Source organism: Catenulispora acidiphila DSM 44928, from assembly GCF_000024025.1.
Classification (GTDB): domain Bacteria; phylum Actinomycetota; class Actinomycetes; order Streptomycetales; family Catenulisporaceae; genus Catenulispora; species Catenulispora acidiphila.
Genome location: NC_013131.1, coordinates 2,274,294 through 2,292,793 on the forward strand (window position 1 = coordinate 2,274,294; position 18,500 = coordinate 2,292,793).

Consider the following 18,500-nt stretch of genomic DNA (forward strand, 5'->3'; position numbering starts at 1 on the left):
CGAGCAGTCGAGGCGATTACTCGCCGTTGAGAGCGGCCCATTCCCGTTGTGCCTTCTCGTGCCACTCCGCGTGCCGTGCGTGGAAGACCTCGACCGCCTTCGCGCCGGTCCAGTCGGCGGGCAGGAGTTCGCGGGGGAGGCGGGGGTCGAGGAAGGGGAAGCGGCGCCATTCGTGGACCAGGCGGGTCTGCGTGCGCAGGGTCGCCGCGTCGGTGTCGGGCGTCAGGGCGCCGAAGGCGCTGACGAACGCTTCGTATTCGGCTTCCAGGGTGCTGAGATCCCAGGCGCGCGCGACCATCGCGGCCAGGCTGCCGATGCTGCCGTGCGCCGCGGTGAACGACATCGCGCCCTGATCCAGGTCCAGGTCGCGCAGGACTTCGCGGGCTTCGTCCTCGCGCGCCGGGTCCGGGTTGATCCAGACGCCGGGGTCCGCGGTGCCGAAGCCGGCCCAGGTGAGGCGGGTTCGGAGGCGGTGGCGCAGGTCGCGGCGGGTTTCGGGGACCGTGACCAGGAGCATCAGCCAGCGGCCGTCCCAGGCCGGTGTCGTGCGTCCGAAGCTGAAGATGCGCTCGGCGCCTTCGGTCAGCAGCTGCCGTCCTTCGGGGGTGAGGGACCAGCGCACGCGGCGGCTCACGCGCTCGGTGGTGATCCAGCCTTCCGCGGAGGTGCGGGCCAGGGCTTGGCGTGCGGCCTTCTCCTCGACGCCGTCCGCGCTCAGGGCTTCGATGATGGTCGAGGTCCACGTGGGGCGTTCGTGGGGGAGGACGTACTCGCCGAGCAGTGTCATCAGCAGTGAACGCGCACTGAACGTGGTGGTCTCGCGACGCCGGGTGACGCGCGGCGATGCCTCGGACCCCTCCATGACGCACCACGGTACCGGTGCCGGTCATCCATTCCGTGGCTGACCAGTCTTGACGCCCGTCACGTCCATCACTTTTCATGTTTCGAACACATGGGTCGCTCATGACCCGTACTCGACGGGTAGGGAGGCGGTAGTCGCGTATGACCGAAATCCTGACGCGCACGGCTTCCGCCCCTGCTCCCGGCAAGCCCGCGCTCGCGCGTTCGCTGGGTCTGGTCGGCGCGGTGCTGCTCACGCTGTCGTGCCTGACTCCGGCGAGCTCGCTGTTCGTGATCGTCCCGGGTCTGTTCGCGACGCAGGGCACCGGTACGGCGCTCACGCTGGCGATCGCCGGTGTGCTGTGCGTCGGCGTCGCCTTCTGCTACTCCGAGCTCGGGACCTTGATTCCCTCGGCCGGCGGCGAGTACGCGATGGTCGGCTCGCTGCTGGGGCGGGTGTCGGGGTGGCTGACGTTCTTCCTGGCCGGGGTCGCGGCTTTCATCATTCCGCCGATCATCGCCATCGGGACCGGGGAGTATCTGCACGCGGCGATTCCGGCGCTTCCGGCCAGCGGGGCTTATAGCGGCGCGTTCGTGATGGCGGTGTCGACGATCATGGGTGTCTTCGATCTGCGCGCCAATGCTTGGATCACCGGGGTGTTCCTGGTGCTGGAGGTGATCGCCGCCGGCGTGGTGGCGGTGCTCGGGTTCGCGCACACGCATCAGGGCGCCGGCGTGCTGATCCATCCGGTCGTCTCCGATGGGCAGCACACCGGGGCGCTTCCTTTCGGGACCGTCATGGTCGGGCTGGCTGTCGCTTTGTTTGCCCTGCAGGGTTTCGCGACGGCTGTCTACCTCTCGGAGGAGATCCAGGAGCCACGCCGCAATGTTTCGCGGGCGGTGCTGTGGACGCTCGGGCTCGGCGCGGTGGTGGTGATCGTGCCGACCGTCGCCATCACGGTGGGTGCGGGCAGCGCTGATGCGTTGACCGGGGCGAACTTCGATCTGATCGGGATGGTCAAGGGCTGGAGTGATTCGGCGGTCGGTGCCTTCGTCGCGCTGTGCGTTGCCGCGGCGATTGTGAACGCGGCGATCGTCATGGTGATTCAGAACTCGCGGATCCTGTTCGCCTCGGCGCGGGACAAGGCGTGGCCGGAGCCGGTGAACCGGGCTTTGGGGACGGTGTCCGGGCGGTTCGGGGCGCCGTGGGTCGCGACACTGGCGGTCGGGGCTCCGGGGACGGCGCTGTGCTTCGCGCCGGTCGACACGCTGAACGGGATCACCGGGGTCGCGGTGACCGGGCTGTATCTGATCGTCGCGGTCGCGGCGCTGGTCGGGCGGCGCGGGGCGCACCGGGCGAAGAGCGCGTGGCGGATGCCGTGGTGGCCGGCGGTGCCGATTCTGGTGGTGGGCAGCCTGGTCGGGGTGTTGTTCGAACTCTGGCGTACTCAGCCATCGGACCTGTACTGGACGCTCGGGGCGACTGCGGCGGCGGCGCTGTACTGGGTGCTCTACCTGCGGCCGCGGGCTGCGACCCGGTGGCTGATCGACGCCGACCCGGGGCGGTAGCCGCCGAATACTGGGAACTCCAGGAACTGGGAAAACCCATTCCGGGAGATAGTCGGCTCGCTACGATGCGTAGCTATGGCGGACGACGATCAGGTGGACGCCGGGGCCGAAGCGCTGGCCGCCCGGATGCTCGAGCGCACCGAGGAGTTCGCGGCGGCCGTCACCGCTCGGATCACCGCCCTGGTTCCCGTCTACGCCGAACGGGTGTCGCCCGCGGACTTGCGCCGCTCCGTCGTCAGCCACTTCCGGGTGATCTTCGACGGGCTGCTGGACCCGGCGCTGGACGGGAACGCGCCGGCCGACCTGGCGGGGCGCGCGCGTGCGGCCGAGGGCGTGCCGATGTCGGCGGTGTTCGAGGCGTACCAGATCTCGCTGGCCTACATCTGGGAGCACCTGGCCGAGGCGGCCGAGCGCGACGAGGTCGCGCCGCGGGTCGCGCTGCGTGCCGCCTCCGCGCTGTGGCGGCGGCTGTCGGGGTTCACCGACGTGATGGCGGACAGCTACCGCGCGGAGCTCTCGGCGCGCATCCGCAGCGAGGAGCAGCGGCGCTCGGCGCTGATCCAGGCGCTGCTGGAGGGACACCTGTCCGAGCCGCAGGTGTGGGAGGCCGCCGACGCCCTGCGGCTGCCGCATCAGGGCCCGTACGTGGTGATCGCCGCACGCGTGGCCGGCGCCGGCGAACACGGCCTGACCCGCGGCATGGAGGAAGGGCTCCAGCGCCAGAGCATCACCTCGGCGTGGCGGCTGCTGCACGACGTCGAGATCGGCCTGGCGAGCCTGCCCCGCCCCGCGGACCAACTGGACGTGCTGATCGAGGCGCTGGCAGCCGGCAGCGTGGGCCGCGTCGGCATCAGCCCCCTCTACGACGATCTCACCGGCACCTCCCAAGCCCTGCGCCTGGCCCGCATCGCCCTGCGCGGCGCCGCCAGCCCCGGCAAGGTGGTGGTCTTCGGCCGCGACTCCCTGTCAGTGGCAGCCGCCAGCGCCCCGGACGTGATGGCCCGCCTGTCCCGCGCGATCTTCGCCGGCCTGGACACCATGCCCGCCGAAGACCGAGCCATCCTGCTGGACACCTTCGGCGCCTGGCTCGACCACGGCGGCTCCGCCGACGAGGCGGCGCGCAAGCTCTATGTGCACCCGAACACGGTGCGATACCGCCTACGCCGCCTGGAGGAGCGCACGGGGCGCACGCTGTCGGACCCGCGCCATGTGGCCGAGCTGAGCTTGGCGTTCGAGGTCGATCGGGGACGGGTCGCGCTGCTGGCGGAGGGGGACGGCGAGAGCCGGAGTGGCGGGCGCTGAGGTCTGATGGGCTGGCGGCGGCAAGCACAAGATCGCGGGCGGTGATGAGCTGCAGGCTCGGCGGGAGGCTGGTCGGAAGGGTTGCGGCGGCACTCACTGTGGGTGCGGTGCGGATGCCTGATCAGGCTGGCGGGGGCGAGAGCAAAAATTCTGGTGCCCGCGGTGACTCGGATCGGCGCGCGGTTGTGGACATGAAATACCGTCGGCCGCCAGCGCGGCCCGGGATACACACCAACGAACTGCGTCCCCTGCGAGGCCATCAACACCCGCGCGAAGCCGTAGGAAGCTTCTAGAAGCGCACAAACAAACCGCACCAACCGTGCCAGTCGCACCCAGCCGCTCACCCCACCCGCGTTACGTAAGCGCCCGCCCGAGCCGCCGCCGCAGCGGCCGCCGCCGCGCGCTCGGCGCTCGCTGCGTCCAAGGGGTCGCCGCTGACCAGGAAGCGGTAGTACAGGGGGGCTGAGACGGCACGGATGACTTCGGCTGGGTCGGTGCCCTCGGGGACTTCGCCTCGGGCTGTGGCTTGTTCCACGCAGGGAGCCCATTCGGTGATGCGGGTGGCGTAGAAGCGGTGGAGGGCGGTGGCGGTGGCGGGGTGGCCGGCGGCGGCGGTGACGACGGCTTTGAACAGGGCGCCGGAGCGGGGGTCGGTGAGGGTTTTGTGGACCAGGCGGGCGTTGGCTCGGAGGTCGCCGTCGAGGGTGCCCGTCTCGGTGCGGGGGAGGGATTGCTCGGCCATGTCCAGGAGGAGGTCCGCCACGAGGGCGGCGGGGGTGCCCCAGCGGCGGTAGACGGTGGTCTTGCCGATGTCGGCGCGGCGGGCGATGTCGGCGAGGTCCAGGGCGTCGAAGCCGGTTTCGATCAGGGCGTCCTCGGCGGCGCGGAGGGCGGCGGCGCGGGTGCGGGCGGTGCGGCCGCCGGGGCGGACTGTGCCGGGGGGTGAGGGCTCCTCGGGCATGGGGACTCCAGTTCCAGTGATGCGCTGCCTTGGTGGGGCAGTTTAACGGAACCGGGGCACCGTTAGGGAGCCGGGGAGTCGGGGCACCGTCAGGGAGCCAGCCAGGCGGGTGTCAGTGTACTGGCGGTCGTTCGCCGGACCCGCGCGCGATCAGCGACACCGGGACCGTGACCGTCTCCAGCGGACGTTCCGGCGCCGCCAGACGCGCGGTCATCAGGTTCAGGGCGGCGTGCGCCATCGCCATGCTGTCCTGGGAGATCACCGTCACCGGCGGGTCGAGCAGGCTCGCCAGCGGGAAGTCGTCGAAGCCGACCAGCGCGGGGCGGCGTTCCGGCGGTACCTCGGCGGCGAGGTAGGTCAGGACCGCGAAGGTCGTCGTGACGTTCCCCGTGACCAGCGCGGTCGCCGCCGTCTCCGCCGAGAGCACCGCGCGCATCGCCACGTCGATGCGGTGCTGCACGGTCTCGCCGGTGTGCACCAGCCCGGTCACCGCGCGGCCGTCGGCGCTCAGACACGCCCGGAACGCCGCCGCGCGCGCCCGGCCGGTGAAGATCCGCTCGTGGTCGCCGATGTAGGCGATCCGGCTGTGGCCGTGGGCGGCGAGTTGGCGGTAGGCCATGTCGATGCCGGCGGCGTTGTCCGCCAGAACCGCGTCGGTCTCCGGTCCGGCGACCGGGCGGTCCACCGCGACCACCGCCAAGCCGGTGGCTATCTCGGGCGCCAGATACGAGTGATCCGGCCCGATCGGCTCCAGGACCACACCGTCGAACCCGCGCCGCGCCATCGACAGCACCACGGTGCGTTCGCGCTCGACATCGTCCGCCGTGGACGCGGCGAACACCGTCAGGCCGGAAGCGTAGGCGCCGCGCTCGAATTCGGCGAGCAGGGGGTTGCGGGCGGACATCTCACGGGCCGCCATGCCGATCGTGCGGCTGGTTCCGCGGCGCAATTGCTGGGCTTGTTCGTCGGGGCGGTAGCCGAGGGTGTCTATCGCCGTCTGGACCCGGCGGGCGAACTCCGGGCCGACCGTCGGATCCTGGTTGACCACGCGGGAGACCGTGCTCAGCGCCACGCCGGCCTCGCGAGCGACGTCCACCATCGTCGGGCGTCTGGACCGCCGCCCTGAAGCCTTGGTCATGGAATATCCGTTCCACGGGCTGTCGTGACCTGATCGAGACATTCACAGGGCTTGACGATGCCCCGGGCCCCGCGCCTAGATTAACGCGAAAATAACGTTTTCTCAAAGCACGGCGTCTCCCCGTCCCCTCCCTCCACCGTGCGCCCTCGCGGCGGACACCATGTCCCGAAGGAGTCAGGATGTTGTCCACGGGTCTCCGTATCGCCTGCGCCTGCGCGGCTTCCGCGCTCGCCCTGACCGCCTGCTCGTCGTCGTCCTCAAGCGGCGGCGGCAGCGGCGGTAAAACGCTCAAGGTCGCCTACGTCAAGTTCGGCAACGAGATCCAGGTCGACGCGCACATGCAGAAGGTGAAGGCGCAGTTCGAGGCCGCGCATCCGGGGGTCACGGTCAAGCTGGACCCGATCGCCGCGGCCGAGAACGACTACTACACTAAGATCGACCTGATGATGGGCTCCGGTTCGACCGCGCCCGACGTGGTCTACGAGGACACCTTCCTCATCAACTCCGACATCAAGGCCGGCTACCTCGCCCCGCTCGACTCCTACCTGGCGAGCTGGAGCGACTGGTCGCAGTTCCCGGACACGGCCAAGTCCGCCGCGCGCGGCATCGACGGCAAGACCTACGGCGTCCCGATGGGCACCGACACCCGCGCGCTGTACTACAACAAGGCGATGCTGACCAAGGCCGGCGTCGCGATGCCCTGGCAGCCCAAGTCGTGGCAGGACGTCCTCGCGGCCGCTAAAGCGGTCAAGGCCACCTCGCCCGGCGTGACGCCGCTGAACGTCTACGCCGGCAAACCCGACGGCGAGGGCAGCACCATGCAGGGCTTTGAGATGCTGCTGTACGGCACCAAGGACACCCTGTACGACAGCGCCAGCAAGAAGTGGACCGCCCCGAGCAAGGGCTTCACCGACTCCCTGCAGTTCCTCAAGGACGCCTACAGCGGCGGCCTGACCCTCCCGCCGCAGACGGAGCTGGACCCCAACATCCCCAACGTGGTCAGCGGCCAGATGCTCCCGCAGGGCAAGCTCGCCATCGACCTCGACGGCTCCTGGGTGACCGGTACTTGGGGCACCTCCGGAGCCAAGCCCTGGCCGCAGTGGAACACCGTGATCGGCGAGGCGGCGATGCCGACGCAGGACGGCTCCGGCAAGGGCACGATCAGCATGTCCGGCGGCTGGACGCTGTCGGTGACCGCGAAGTCGAAGAACAAGGATCTCGGGGCGCAGTTCGTCGAACTGGCGCTGAACAAGGAGAACTCCGCCTCTTACGACATAGCGGACAGCCAGATCGCGGTGCGCAACGACGTCGCCGCCGATCCCTCCTACCAGAGCACCAACCCGACCACCGCGTTCTTCACCGGCCTGGTCCCGGTCACGCAGTACCGGCCGGCGTACGCCGAGTACCCGAAGATCTCCGACGCGATCCAGGTGGCGATGGAAGCGGTGATCACCGGCCAGTCGTCCCCGGCGGACGCGATGAAGGCGTACACCGCCACGCTGAAGGGCATCGTCGGCTCCGACAACGTGGCGGCGGGCGCCAGCTGATGGCAGCCCGGGCACAACTGGTCGGCGAGGAACTCGCGGGCGCGGCGGGGCGGACCACCTCCCCCCGCCGCGCCCGCGGCGCCCGCACGACCCGGCACCTGCCGCTCGCGCCGGCGCTGATCATGCTCTTCCTGTTCTTCCTCGGCCCGGTGCTGTGGAGCGTCTACAGCTCGTTCACCAACGCCGCGCTCACCGGCGACGGCGCCCAGAATCCGCAGTGGGTCGGGCTGGAGAACTTCCGGCGGCTGTTCTCCGATCCCAACGTCACCAACGGGATCTGGCTCACCGTGGTCTTCGTGCTGGGCTCGGCGGTGATCGGCCAGAACCTGCTGGGGCTGACGATCGCGCTGCTGATGCGCGGCCGCAGCCGCTGGCTGCGCGGGACCGTCGGCGGGATCGTGGTCTCGGCGTGGGTGCTGCCGGAGGTCGTCAGCGCGCTGATCTGGTACGCGTTCCTCGGCCAGCACGGGACGCTGAACCAGATCATGAAAGCCTTCGGGATGAGCGGGCAGGACTGGCTCTACAGCAGCCCGATGCTCGCGGTGATCATCGCGAACGTCTGGCGCGGCACCGCGTTCTCGATGCTGGTGTACAACGCGGCGCTGGACGACGTGCCCGCCGACGTGCAGGAGGCGGCGGAGCTGGACGGCGCGACCGGCTGGCGGCGGCTGTGGAACGTGATCCTGCCGCTGATCCGGCCCTCCATCGTGACCAACCTGATGCTGATCACCTTGCAGACGCTGTCGGTGTTCACGCTGATCTACGTCATGACCGCCGGCGGTCCCGGCTTCGCCAGCTCCACGCTGCCGGTGCTGATGTACCAGCAGGCGTTCAAGTTCTCCGAGGTCGGCTACGGCACCGCGATCTCGTTGCTGCTGCTGGTGATCGGCGCGGTGTTCTCCTTCATCTATGTGCGCGTGCTGAAACCGGAGGCTTGAGATGGCGGGGATGGGGATCGACACACCGCGCCGCCGCGCCGCCGGACTGGTGTGCACGGGCATCCTGGTGCTGATCGCCGCGGCGTTCCTGGCGCCGCTGGTGTGGCTGGTGCTCTCGTGCTTCGACAGCTCCGCGCAGACGTCGGTGAAGCTGCCGGAGCATCCGAGCGTCGACAACTTCCGCGCCGTGATGACCACCGACCTGGCGTGGCGGCCGCTGTGGAACGGGCTGCTGCTGTGCGGCGGGTCGGCGCTGATCACGGTGGTCGTCGCGACGTTGGCGGCGTATCCGCTGTCGCGGTACCAGTCGCGCTTCCGCAAGCCGTTCCTGTACACGGTGCTGTTCGCGACCGGTCTGCCGATCACCGCGATCATGGTCCCGGTCTACGGGCTGTTCGTGCGGCTGCAGCTGATCGACTCGATGCCGGCGACCGCGGTGTTCCTGGCGACCACCTCGCTGCCGTTCGCGATCTGGCTGATCAAGGGCTTCATCGACAACGTGCCGATCAACCTGGAGGAGGCCTCCTGGGTGGACGGCGCGACGCCGATGGTCGCGCTGCGGCACATCGTGGTGCCGCTGATCGCGCCGGGGATGTCGGTGGTGCTGATCTTCACGTTCATCCAGGCGTGGGGCAACTTCTTCGTGCCCTTCATCCTGCTGCAGAGCCCTGAGAAGCTGCCGGCGTCGGTCACGGTGTTCACGTTCTTCGGCCAGTACGGCGCGGTCGCCTACGGGCAGCTGGCGGCGTACTCGGTACTGTATTCGATGCCTGTCGTGGTGCTGTACCTGATCGTCTCGCGGGCGATGGGAGGCGCTTTCCGGTTCGCCGGCGCGGCGAAGGGGTGAGGGAGCCGCCCTTCGGCGGGCCCGGCGGCTAGGATCGGCAATTCGAATTGTCGCCGTACCCGGCCCGTCGGCCCGGGTCCTTCAGTGGAGTGAGCAGTACGGACCACCCGGTCCCCGGACCCGACGAAGCCGGCGGCGAGCCAGACCCCGCCGCCTCCCCCTCCCGTGCGCGGGTGGCCGCGCACGGCTGGCTGCCGTGGGCGGCCGGCGTGGTGCTGGCGGCCTCGCAGCTGCTGGTCCTGCTGCTCGCGCCCGGGCAGTGGCGCACGCTCGGCGCGGTGGGGTTGGCCGTGGTGACGCTGGCCGGCGTCGGCGGCGCGGTGTTCGGCAGCGAGGGCGAGCGGGACGGCGACGGCGACAGCGGTGACGGTCGGAGCGACGGCGGCTACGAGTAGCCGGGCAAGCTCCTAGCCGGTCCGCTCCCGGATCACCTGCTCCACCGCCACCGCCGCGGCGACCGCCGCCGCACCGGTCAGCACCGCGCTGTCGCCGAGGGCTGATACCTCCAGCCGGGGCGGGTAGGGCAGCCGTTCCTGGAGACGCAGAGAGACGCGCTCCAAGAGAAGGTCGCCATTCAGGCCGATGCCACCGCCGAGGATGACCAGCTCCACGTCCGCGACCGCCGCCAGCACTCCTATATAGGCGCTGATGCGGCGGGCGACCTCGTCGACGATCTCGGTGGCGCGGGGATGGCCGGCTCGGGCTTGGTCGAAGATCAGCTCGGTGGTCAGCGGTGCGGCGTTGGTTGTCAGCTCCGCGGCGTACGGGGTCGCGTACTCCACGATCGCGGCGGCGCAGGGGTCGTTCGCGACGAAGGCCTCGGCGTCGAAGGCGGTGTCGAGTTCGCCCGCCGCGCCGGAGTGGCCGCGGTGCAGGTGGCCGTGCAGGACCAAGCCCGCGCCGACGCCGGTGCCGACCGACAGGAAGGCGAAGCTCTCCGCCGCGGCGCCGGTGCCGTGGGTGTTCTCGCCGAGGGCGGCGAGGTCGATGTCGTTCTCGACGGTGAAGGGGACGCCGACTGCCGTCTGGAGCTCTTTGGCGATCGCGAATCCGTTGAGGGCTGGGATGTTCAGCGCCTGCCAGACCCGGCCGGTGTGCCGGTCCACGACGCCCGGGACGCCGGCCACCGCGTGCCGCACCGTCGCCGCGTCCACCCCGGCGGCGGCGATGAGCTCCTCGGCGAGGCGGGCCGCCGCGGCGACCATCAGGGGCGCGTCCATGCCGTTCACGTCCACGTCCTGGCGGGCCGCGATCACCGCGCCGGGACCGGCGAGCACGCCGCGCAGCATGTGCGCGCCGAGGTCCAGCGCCAGGGCGTGCACGCCGTCGGGCTTGGGACCGAAGAACACCGCGCCGTGCGCCGGATCGCGCGCCGTGTCGGGGGACTGCGTCACCAGGCCGGTGGCCAGCAGTTCCTCCAGCAGCACCGAGACCGTCGGCTTGGAGATCCCGGTGAGCCGGGCGATCTCGGCGCGGGAGATCGGGTGGCCGCCCTCGATCACCGACCACACCGTCCGGATGTTCATCTCCCGGAGCGTGGCCGCCGTGACACCGGAGGCCGGGCGCCCTTCGCGGATGCTCATGGACGCAGAGTACGGCTAGCGCGCGCCGCGACGGCGGCCGACTCCGCCGGCATTGGCGCGGTGTGAGGATGCGCCGAATGCGCGTGAGAGCTCCGTGAGAACCCCTGGCTACCGCGCCGAACTGGGACTTCGCTGGAAGACGTGGCAACCAGCGTCCCGATCCTGCCCAGCGCCGACTTGGAGCGCACCCGCGCGTTCTACTGCTTCCTGGGCTTCACCGTCGTGGACGCCGCCGACGAGTACCTTCGCTTGCGCTTCGACGACGCGGAAGTCCACTTCTACCCGGCTCCCGAGATCGACCCCGCCGAGAACCCCTCCGGGTGGTACCTCCGGGTCGAGGAACCCGAGGAACTGCGGGAGAAATGGCAGAACGACGGCCTGGACTGCCCGGACGTGCCGATCCCAACCGTGTTCGGGCCGACCCTCTTCGCCGTCGCCGATCCGGACGGCGCGCTGCTGCGCGTCGGACCGGCGAACCGGCTCTGAAGGCGCTCGGTCGGAACCCGGTTGATCGTCGTTCGGCGCGGCTTTCACCTTCATGGTCCCCGCCCTTATGCACGCGTGAAGCGCATGATCGCGCGTGACACTACGCTCGCAATATGCTGCACACCGTCTCGGGCCCGCCGCCCCGGGACTGAGCTGCGAGCCGAGCCAGGGAGGGACCGATGCCGGATTCCGGACGCCGGTGGCGCGGGCTCGCCGCGGCGCTCGTGGTGCCTCCGCTCCTGACGGCCGTCCTGACGACCCTCACCGAGCGCCTGAACCTGAGCAGCCAGGTCCTCATCTACCTGGTCGCGCTGGTCGCGATCTCGCGGCTGTGCGGGATGGTCCCGGCGCTGGTGGCCGCGGTGTGGGCGGCGCTGCTGCTGGACTACTACTTCATCTCGCCGGTGCACACCTTCCGCATCGCGGTCGCCAACGACGTGATCGCGTTCTCGGCGTTCGTCATCGTCGCGGTGACCGTCGCCTCGGTGGTCGAGTACTCCGGCAAGCAGTTCCGGCGCGCCACGCAGGCCGCCGCCGAGGCGGCGCAGCTGGAGGCGGCAGACCGGATGCGCACCGCGCTGCTCAACGCGGTCTCCCACGACCTGCGCGCCCCGCTGGCGGCGGCGCGCGCCTCCGTGGACACCCTGCGCGACGAGCGCTTCGAGCTGTCCGAGGCCGAGCGCGGCGAACTGCTCGGCGCCGCGCACACCTCGCTGGGGAAGCTTTCGCGGCTGGTGGAGGATCTGCTGGACATGTCACGGTTGCAGTCCGGCGCGCTGAAGCCGCATCTGGAGGTGGTCGCCGTGGACGAGGTGATCCCGCGCGCCATCGACGACGTGCCGGCGGCCGCGGGCCGCGTCACCTACGCCGCGAGCCCCGGCGTCCCGGCGGCGCTGGCCGACGGCGCACTGCTGGAACGCGTGGTCGCCAACCTCGTCGGCAACGCCGCCAAGCACACCGACTCCCGCATCGAGCTGACCGCCGGCGCCTCCGCCCCGCGCGGCGCGGACGACGTAGACGGCACAGACGACACAGACGACACAGACGGCGCGGACGCTCCGAACGGTCCGGACCGCGGGCACGCCGCCACCGGCGGCCAAGCCCAGAACCCCAGCGGCGACAAGGTGGAGATCCGCGTGATCGATCACGGTCCCGGCATCCCGGTCTCCGACCACGAACGCATCTTCCGTCCCTTCCAGCGGCTCGGGGACCGGGACAACACCGCGGGCGTCGGTCTCGGCCTGGCGCTGGCCCGCGGACTGGTCGAGGCGATGGGCGGCGAGCTGCGTCCGGAGACGACGCCCGGCGGCGGGCTGACGATGGTGGTGGCGGTGCCGGCCCGGACGGCGGCCGACCCGGCGGAGGGGGTGGCGCGGTGAAGCGGTTGCTCGTCGTCGACGATGAGGCGCAGCTGTTGGTGGCGGTCCGCATCAACTTGTCGGCGCGCGGATACGAGGTGAGCGTCGCCCCCGACGGCACCACCGGCCTGGCCGTCGCCGCGCGCCGTCCCCCGGACCTGGTGGTCCTGGACCTGGGCCTGCCGGACATGGACGGCGTCCAGGTCATCGACGGACTGCGCGGCTGGACCACGGTGCCGATCCTGGTGCTGTCCGGGCGCACCGAGTCCTGGGACAAGGTCGAGGCGCTGGACGCCGGCGCCGACGACTTCGTCACCAAGCCCTTCGACATGGACGAGCTGGCCGCGCGGGTCAGATCGCTGCTGCGGCGCGCGGAGCCGGAGAACGCGACCGGGCCGGTCATCCAGGTCGGCCACCACCTCGTCGACCTCGCGGCCCGCACGGTCAAGCGCGCTCCCGGGGCGCCCTCGGACGTGCCGGAGTCGGTGCGCCTGACCCGCACCGAATGGGCCGTGTTGGAGATGCTGCTGCGCCACCCCGACCGCCTGGTCTCCAGCAAGCAGCTGCTGGCCCATGTGTGGGGGACCGAGCACGAGCCGGAGGGCAGCTATCTCCGCTTCTACCTCGCGCGGCTGCGGCAGAAGCTGGAGCCCGAGCCCTCAACTCCGCGCCAGCTGCTGACCGAGCCGGGCATGGGCTACCGCTTCCAGCCGCTGGGCAGCCCGTAGGGCATCCGTGCGTCAAACGTGGTCACCGGATCGTGAGACGTGAGGCGCCCGGGAGAAATAATCACTGAACGATAGTGATTTCGGGGTGCCCCGGCCTTAGGCTCGCGGTCGTGCCTAGTGCTTTGGGGATCGTCAAACGGGTCATGGTCGGCCGGCCGATGCATAGCGAGATGCTCGGCGAGACCTTGCTCTCGAAGAAGATCGCGCTGCCGGTGTTCGCCTCCGACGCCTTGTCGTCGGTCGCCTACGCCACTGAGGAGATCCTGCTTGTCCTATCGGCCGGCGGCCTGGCGCTGCTGCACTTCACGTGGTGGATCGCGGCGGCGGTCGGACTGCTGATGCTGGTGGTCGTCGCCTCCTACCGGCAGAACGTGCACGCCTACCCCTCCGGCGGCGGCGACTACGAGGTCGCCACGACCAACCTGGGCCCGAAGGTCGGGCTCACGGTCGCCAGCGCCTTGATGGTGGACTACATCCTCACCGTCGCGGTGTCGGTCTCCTCCGGCGTGGCGAACCTCGCCTCGGCCTTCCCCGCGCTGAACTCGCACGTCGTGCTGATCGCGGTGGCGGTCATCGCGGTCATCACGCTGCTGAACCTGCGCGGCGTCCGGGAATCGGGCACGGCGTTCGCGATCCCGACGTACTGCTTCGTCGTCGCGGTCGGCATCATGATCGTGACCGGGCTGATCCGGATCGTGTTCGGCAGCGGCCTGCACGCCGAGAGCGAGCACTACACGATCTCCAACACCAAGCACTACAGCGGCGTCCTGCTGATCTTCCTGCTGCTGCGCGCCTTCGCCTCCGGCTGCACCGCGCTGACCGGCGTCGAGGCGATCAGCAACGGCGTCCCGGCGTTCAAGCCGCCGAAGAGCAAGAACGCCGCGACCACCCTGGCGCTGCTCGGCGGGATCGCCGTCGCGATGTTCGCCGGCGTCACCGCGCTGGCCCTGGCCGGCCACGTCCACGCCGCCGGCGCCACGGACCTGGTCGGGCTCCCGGCCGGACAGCAGCCGCGCACGGTCATCGCGCAGGTGTCGCGCTCGGTGTTCGGCGGCTCCTCGCCGTTCTTCTTCGTCCTGCAGTTCGTCACGGCGCTGATCCTGGTGCTGGCCGCGAACACCGCCTTCAACGGTTTCCCGGTGCTGGGCTCGATCCTGGCCAAGGACGGCTACCTGCCGCGCCAGCTGCACACCCGCGGCGACCGTCTCGCGTTCTCCAACGGCATCCTGCTGCTGGCCGGCTTCGCGACGCTGCTGGTGGTGGCGTTCAACGCCTCGCCCACGCGGCTGATCCAGCTGTACATCGTGGGCGTGTTCGTGTCCTTCGTCTGCTCCCAGACCGGCATGATCCGGCACTGGAACCGGCTGTTGCGCACCACCGGGGACCCCGCTGAGCGCCGGCGCATGATGCAGTCGCGCGTCATCAACGCCGTCGGCGCCGGCGTCACCGCCGCGGTGCTGGTGATCGTGCTGGTGACGAAGTTCGCCAAGGGCGCCTGGATCGTGGTGCTGGCGATGCCGATCATCTGGCTGATCATGCGCGCGATCAACCGCCACTACGCCGCGGTCGCCCAGGAGCTGACGCCCTCCGACGAGGCCGCCTTCAGCCTGCCGGCCAACAACCACGCGATCGTCCTGGTCTCCAAGCTGCACCTGCCGACCCTGCGCGCCATCGGCTACGCCAGCGCCACCCGCCCCAGCACGCTGGAGGCGGTGACGGTGAACCTGGACGACGCCGAGGTCGAGGTGCTGAAGGCGGAGTGGGAACGCCGCTCGATCCCGGTCCCGCTGACCGTGATCGCCTCGCCCTACCGGGAGATCACCCGCCCGATCATCGAGTACGTCAAACGGGTCCGCACCGAGAACCCCGACGACGTGGTGACGGTGTACATCCCGCAGTACGTGCTCGGCCACTGGTGGGAGCAGGTACTGCACAACCAGTCCGCCCTGCGTCTGAAGAGCCGGCTGCTGTTCCAGCGCCGGGTCGTGGTCGCGGCGGTGCCGTACCAGCTCCAGTCCGCCACGGCCCGCATAGAGGCGGCCAAGGCGCAGAGCTCGTTCCAGGGGAGTGCCATGACCAAGCCCAAGCCGCCGCGCCAAAGGACCCGGCTGCAGAAACTGACGGCGGAGACCGACGAGCTGGAGGCCGCCGAGCTGTCCCAGGAGGTCTCGCCGAGCGGCGCCACGCCGATCGCCGACTGCCCGGACCGCCAGCCGGTGATCCTGGCCGGGACGCTGCGCACGGTGCGGCTGCGGCCGCGGGCCGGAGTGCCGGTGCTGGAGGCCGATCTGTGGGACGGCACCGGGTCGGTGACCGTCAGCTGGCTCGGCCGGCGCCAGATTCCCGGGATCGCGCCGGGGCGCCGGATCATGGTGCGCGGGCGCATCACGACGACCGGCGGGCAGCGCGCGGTGTACAACCCGATCTACGAGCTGCGGCCCGGTCCGGCGGACTGATGCGGTAGGCGGGGCGGCGGGGGCGGCGGCTGGACTGAGGTAGGCGGGCGGCGGGCGGTCGGTGGCTGCACCGGCGAGGGCCGGACCACCGATCCGGCCGCCACCGCCCCACGAGGACGAACCACCCCCGCGCACCCCCCGCCGCGCGTTTACCGGGCCCGCCAGCGGTTATCCGGCACGACGTGTGGACTGATACAGAACACTGCGAACGTCCCGAGTCCGCCGCACCAGCCCGGCCCGGTGCAGGATCTGCAAGTGGTACGACACCGTTGACGGGCTCAGCCGCAGTCGGCCCGCCACCTCGCCGGTCGTCGCCGGGTCCGCCACGGCGTCCAGGATCCGGGCGCGGGTCCGGCCGATGAGCTCCTCCGGCCGCGCCGCCTCCGGCCGGCGTCCCGGCGGCCGGCGCGCGACCGGATAGACACACATGGCGGCGCGGCGCTCCGGATACGGCCACGGCGCCGGGTTGCCCGGACCGTAGGCGGCGTAGCCGGGGATGTCGCACGGCGGAACCGGATCGATGACCGTCGCGGCGCGCGTGACGAACACGCTCGGTACGAACGTGATCCCCGGCTCGCGGACGTCCACGTCGAAGCGTCCGTGCACGCGCACCGCGCCGTCGTGCCAGTCGATCTGCGGATCGAGGGAGTCGATCGCCGCGGCGAAGCCGTGCCTGCCGGCTGTCTGCAGGCGATCGGCGATGTCGGCTTCTATTCGTGCCCTGATGCGCGACCACCTCGGCGCGAGGACGTGAAGCCAGACCTGCTCCAGTTCCGTCGCCAGTTGCTCGGCGGTCTTCTGCTCGTCGGCGTCGGTGAGCTGTCGGGGCAGCGCGCGCCCGACGGTGTTGGCGAGGTTGCCGGCGGCGGCCAGGCTCAGCTCACCGGCGACCCGCCAGGTCGGTGTGGTCGCGACGGCGTGCAGCTCCTCAGAGGGCTGATTCTCGAAGCGCGGCGGCGGGGGTGTGACAAAGTCCGGGATGTAGTGCCCCGCGCCGCGATCCACCCGGACCAGCGCCGACAGCACGTCCAGGCGCCGGTTCGCCAACGTCTGGCGCAGCGGGGCGCGCAGCGGCGGCGCGAGTGTCCCGACCCGCGCGGCGATCAGCAGGTTGACCGTCTCGGTGACCGGCGACATCGCGAACCGCGAGTGCGCCAGACCGTCTGAGCCCAGCTGGATCCTGATCATCTTCGATCCCGTTCGAATTCGTGGACGCGGCCCGTGCCGTCCCCGTTCCTTGGAGGACGAGACGGCACATACGGGAGGTTGCGATGGCACGGATGCAGCGCGCGGGGATCGCCGCGCTGGCGGCTGCGGCGTTGACGGTGGCGGCCGGGGGGACCGCCGGGGCGGCGCAGGCACCGCCTGGCGGGACGTTCACCGGGACGCTGAACGGCGCGGCGTACGTCGTCGACGTCCCCGCCGGGTGGAATGGCACGGTACTGCTTTGGAACCACGCCTACGAACCTCCTGTGACCACGCCCCAGGATGCCGATGCCGACAACCCCGAGGTGAAAACCTGGCTGCTGGCCCATGGATACGCGCTGGCCGGCATCCATTACCCGGACGTCGCCTTTCCGACACCCGGCGCCGTGGGCGACGACCTGGCGCTGCTCTCGTGGTTCCGAAGCCATGTCGGCCGACCGGGCACCACGCTGACCTGGGGCATGTCGCTCGGCGGCGAGCTCACGGCGACGCTGGCCGAGCGTGCGGCTCCGGCGTTCGACGGCGCGCTGCCGATGTGCGGGGAGACGGCGGGTCCGGGCCCTGATTTCAATGCTCTGCTGGACGCCGCGTACACGCTCAACACACTCGTCTGGCCGCAGAAACCGGTCCAGATCGCGCACATCGCCTCGCCCGCGAGCAACCAAGCGGCGGCTTTGGCGCAGTTGTCGACCGCCTGGCAGTCGGCGGACCCGCGGACCCAGGCGCGGCTGGCGTTGGCGGCTTCGCTCGCCGACATCCCGGGCTGGGCCGACTCGCTGGCGCCGGAGCCGACGGCGTTGGGGGATCGGATCGACGCGGCGGTGGCGTACTTGTACTACGAGGTGCCGGAGTTCTTGTGGGGGAGTGGGCGCTCCGACACCGAGGCGTTGCTGGGTGGGAACCCTTCGTGGAACATCGGCGTGGACTATCGCGCGCAGTTTGCGGGGTCGGCGTCGCGGGATCTGGTGGATCAGGCTTATGCGAAGGCTGGGGGTTCGGAAGCGCTGGATGCGGACCTCGCGGCTCTGAACTCCGGTCAGCGGGTCGCGCCGGATCCGGGAGCCGCGGCCAAGCTCGCCGTCCAGGGAAGCATCACCGGGCTGGTGGGGATTCCGGTGCTGACGCTGCACGACACCGGCGACGGCATCGCGCCGGTCGGGAACGAGCGCAGCTACGCCGATGCCGTGGCGCGCGCGGGGCGGTCGCCGCTGCTGCGGCAGGAGTTCGTGGCGCGGGCGAACCACTGTTTCTTCACCGGGTCGGAGGAGATCACGGCGCTGCAGACGCTGACCGCGCGGGTGAAGACCGGGAGGTGGCCGGACACGTCGGCGGCGGTGCTGAACGCCTCCGCCGGGACGTTCGGGCTGGACTTCCAGCAGATGTGGAGCTACTTCTCGCCGGGTCCGGCGGCGGTGGCGCCGGCGTTCGTCGACACGCGGCCCGCGCCGTTCGTCCGCGGGCTGCGTTAGTCAACGTGTTGAAATAAGGGACCGTGGAGGACCTGCGATCCCGGCGCCCGGTGGCGGTCGGCTTCGCCTGGT

General features: G+C 70.7%; 15 protein-coding genes and 2 pseudogenes. 12 read left to right on the forward strand and 5 right to left on the reverse strand.

Annotated elements, in window-relative coordinates; all coding sequences use genetic code 11:
- Positions 1–16: 16 nt before the first annotated feature.
- Positions 17–862: a PaaX family transcriptional regulator gene (locus CACI_RS10005; protein WP_012786222.1), complete on the reverse strand. Its 846-nt coding sequence runs from the start codon at positions 860–862 to the stop codon at positions 17–19.
- 140 nt (positions 863–1,002) lie between these two features.
- Between CACI_RS10005 and CACI_RS10010 the strand changes: the two genes are divergently transcribed.
- Together CACI_RS10010 and CACI_RS10015 are read left to right on the forward strand one after the other, a co-directional pair.
- A complete protein-coding gene (locus CACI_RS10010) occupies positions 1,003–2,409 on the forward strand; it encodes an APC family permease (protein WP_012786223.1) in 1,407 nt (468 codons plus the stop codon).
- Between the two features lie 75 nt (positions 2,410–2,484).
- A complete protein-coding gene (locus tag CACI_RS10015; RefSeq protein ID WP_012786224.1) occupies positions 2,485–3,711 on the forward strand; it encodes a PucR family transcriptional regulator in 1,227 nt (408 codons plus the stop codon).
- A gap of 340 nt (positions 3,712–4,051) precedes the next feature.
- Here the strand turns inward: CACI_RS10015 and CACI_RS10020 are convergent, their stop codons facing one another.
- Positions 4,052–4,672 (reverse strand): TetR/AcrR family transcriptional regulator, encoded by a 621-nt coding sequence (locus CACI_RS10020; RefSeq protein ID WP_012786225.1) that lies wholly within the window; start codon positions 4,670–4,672, stop codon positions 4,052–4,054.
- Between the two features lie 112 nt (positions 4,673–4,784).
- Complete coding sequence (locus CACI_RS10025) at positions 4,785–5,810, reverse strand: LacI family DNA-binding transcriptional regulator (RefSeq protein ID WP_012786226.1); 1,026 nt, start codon at positions 5,808–5,810, stop codon at positions 4,785–4,787.
- Between the two features lie 179 nt (positions 5,811–5,989).
- On the opposite strand from CACI_RS10025, the gene CACI_RS10030 reads away from it, so the two are divergent.
- The 4 genes from CACI_RS10030 (at position 5,990) to CACI_RS51065 (ending at position 9,537) form a co-directional block, all read left to right on the forward strand.
- Positions 5,990–7,357, forward strand: coding sequence for an extracellular solute-binding protein (locus CACI_RS10030; protein WP_012786227.1), 1,368 nt, complete (start codon positions 5,990–5,992; stop codon positions 7,355–7,357).
- The gene (locus CACI_RS10035; RefSeq protein WP_012786228.1) at positions 7,357–8,295 is read left to right on the forward strand and encodes a carbohydrate ABC transporter permease; all 939 of its coding nucleotides are present in this window, start codon (positions 7,357–7,359) and stop codon (positions 8,293–8,295) included. The genes CACI_RS10030 and CACI_RS10035 overlap by 1 nt, the downstream gene beginning before the upstream one ends.
- 1 nt (position 8,296) lies before the next feature.
- Positions 8,297–9,142 carry a carbohydrate ABC transporter permease gene (locus CACI_RS10040; protein WP_012786229.1) on the forward strand — a complete coding sequence of 282 codons (846 nt, stop codon included), beginning with the start codon at positions 8,297–8,299 and terminating at the stop codon, positions 9,140–9,142.
- A gap of 89 nt (positions 9,143–9,231) precedes the next feature.
- Positions 9,232–9,537, forward strand: a complete 306-nt coding sequence (locus tag CACI_RS51065; RefSeq protein ID WP_012786230.1) for a hypothetical protein — start codon at positions 9,232–9,234, stop codon at positions 9,535–9,537.
- Positions 9,538–9,549: 12 nt separating this feature from the next.
- On the opposite strand, the gene CACI_RS10050 is transcribed toward CACI_RS51065, so the two are convergent.
- A complete protein-coding gene (locus tag CACI_RS10050; protein ID WP_012786231.1) occupies positions 9,550–10,725 on the reverse strand; it encodes an ROK family transcriptional regulator in 1,176 nt (391 codons plus the stop codon).
- A gap of 141 nt (positions 10,726–10,866) precedes the next feature.
- On the opposite strand from CACI_RS10050, the gene CACI_RS45365 reads away from it, so the two are divergent.
- The 5 genes and pseudogenes from CACI_RS45365 (at position 10,867) to CACI_RS10070 (ending at position 15,753) form a co-directional block, all read left to right on the forward strand.
- Complete coding sequence (locus CACI_RS45365; protein WP_012786232.1) at positions 10,867–11,211, forward strand: VOC family protein; 345 nt, start codon at positions 10,867–10,869, stop codon at positions 11,209–11,211.
- A 179-nt stretch (positions 11,212–11,390) separates the two neighbouring features.
- Positions 11,391–11,972: pseudogene (locus CACI_RS54120) on the forward strand (DUF4118 domain-containing protein); the annotation flags it as partial.
- Positions 11,973–12,092: 120 nt separating this feature from the next.
- Positions 12,093–12,590 (forward strand): annotated as a pseudogene (locus tag CACI_RS54125) (sensor histidine kinase); the annotation flags it as partial.
- Positions 12,587–13,297 (forward strand): response regulator transcription factor, encoded by a 711-nt coding sequence (locus CACI_RS10065; protein WP_012786234.1) that lies wholly within the window; start codon positions 12,587–12,589, stop codon positions 13,295–13,297. The pseudogene CACI_RS54125 and the gene CACI_RS10065, both read left to right, overlap by 4 nt.
- Positions 13,298–13,440: 143 nt before the next feature.
- Positions 13,441–15,753, forward strand: coding sequence for an amino acid permease (locus tag CACI_RS10070; protein WP_143765731.1), 2,313 nt, complete (start codon positions 13,441–13,443; stop codon positions 15,751–15,753).
- A 168-nt stretch (positions 15,754–15,921) separates the two neighbouring features.
- Here the strand turns inward: CACI_RS10070 and CACI_RS10075 are convergent, their stop codons facing one another.
- Entirely contained in the window at positions 15,922–16,941 is a 1,020-nt protein-coding gene (locus CACI_RS10075) for an ArsR/SmtB family transcription factor (RefSeq protein WP_012786236.1), read from the reverse strand.
- 83 nt (positions 16,942–17,024) lie between these two features.
- Between CACI_RS10075 and CACI_RS10080 the strand changes: the two genes are divergently transcribed.
- Entirely contained in the window at positions 17,025–18,428 is a 1,404-nt protein-coding gene (locus CACI_RS10080) for a hypothetical protein (RefSeq protein ID WP_012786237.1), read from the forward strand.
- Positions 18,429–18,500: the final 72 nt, after the last annotated feature.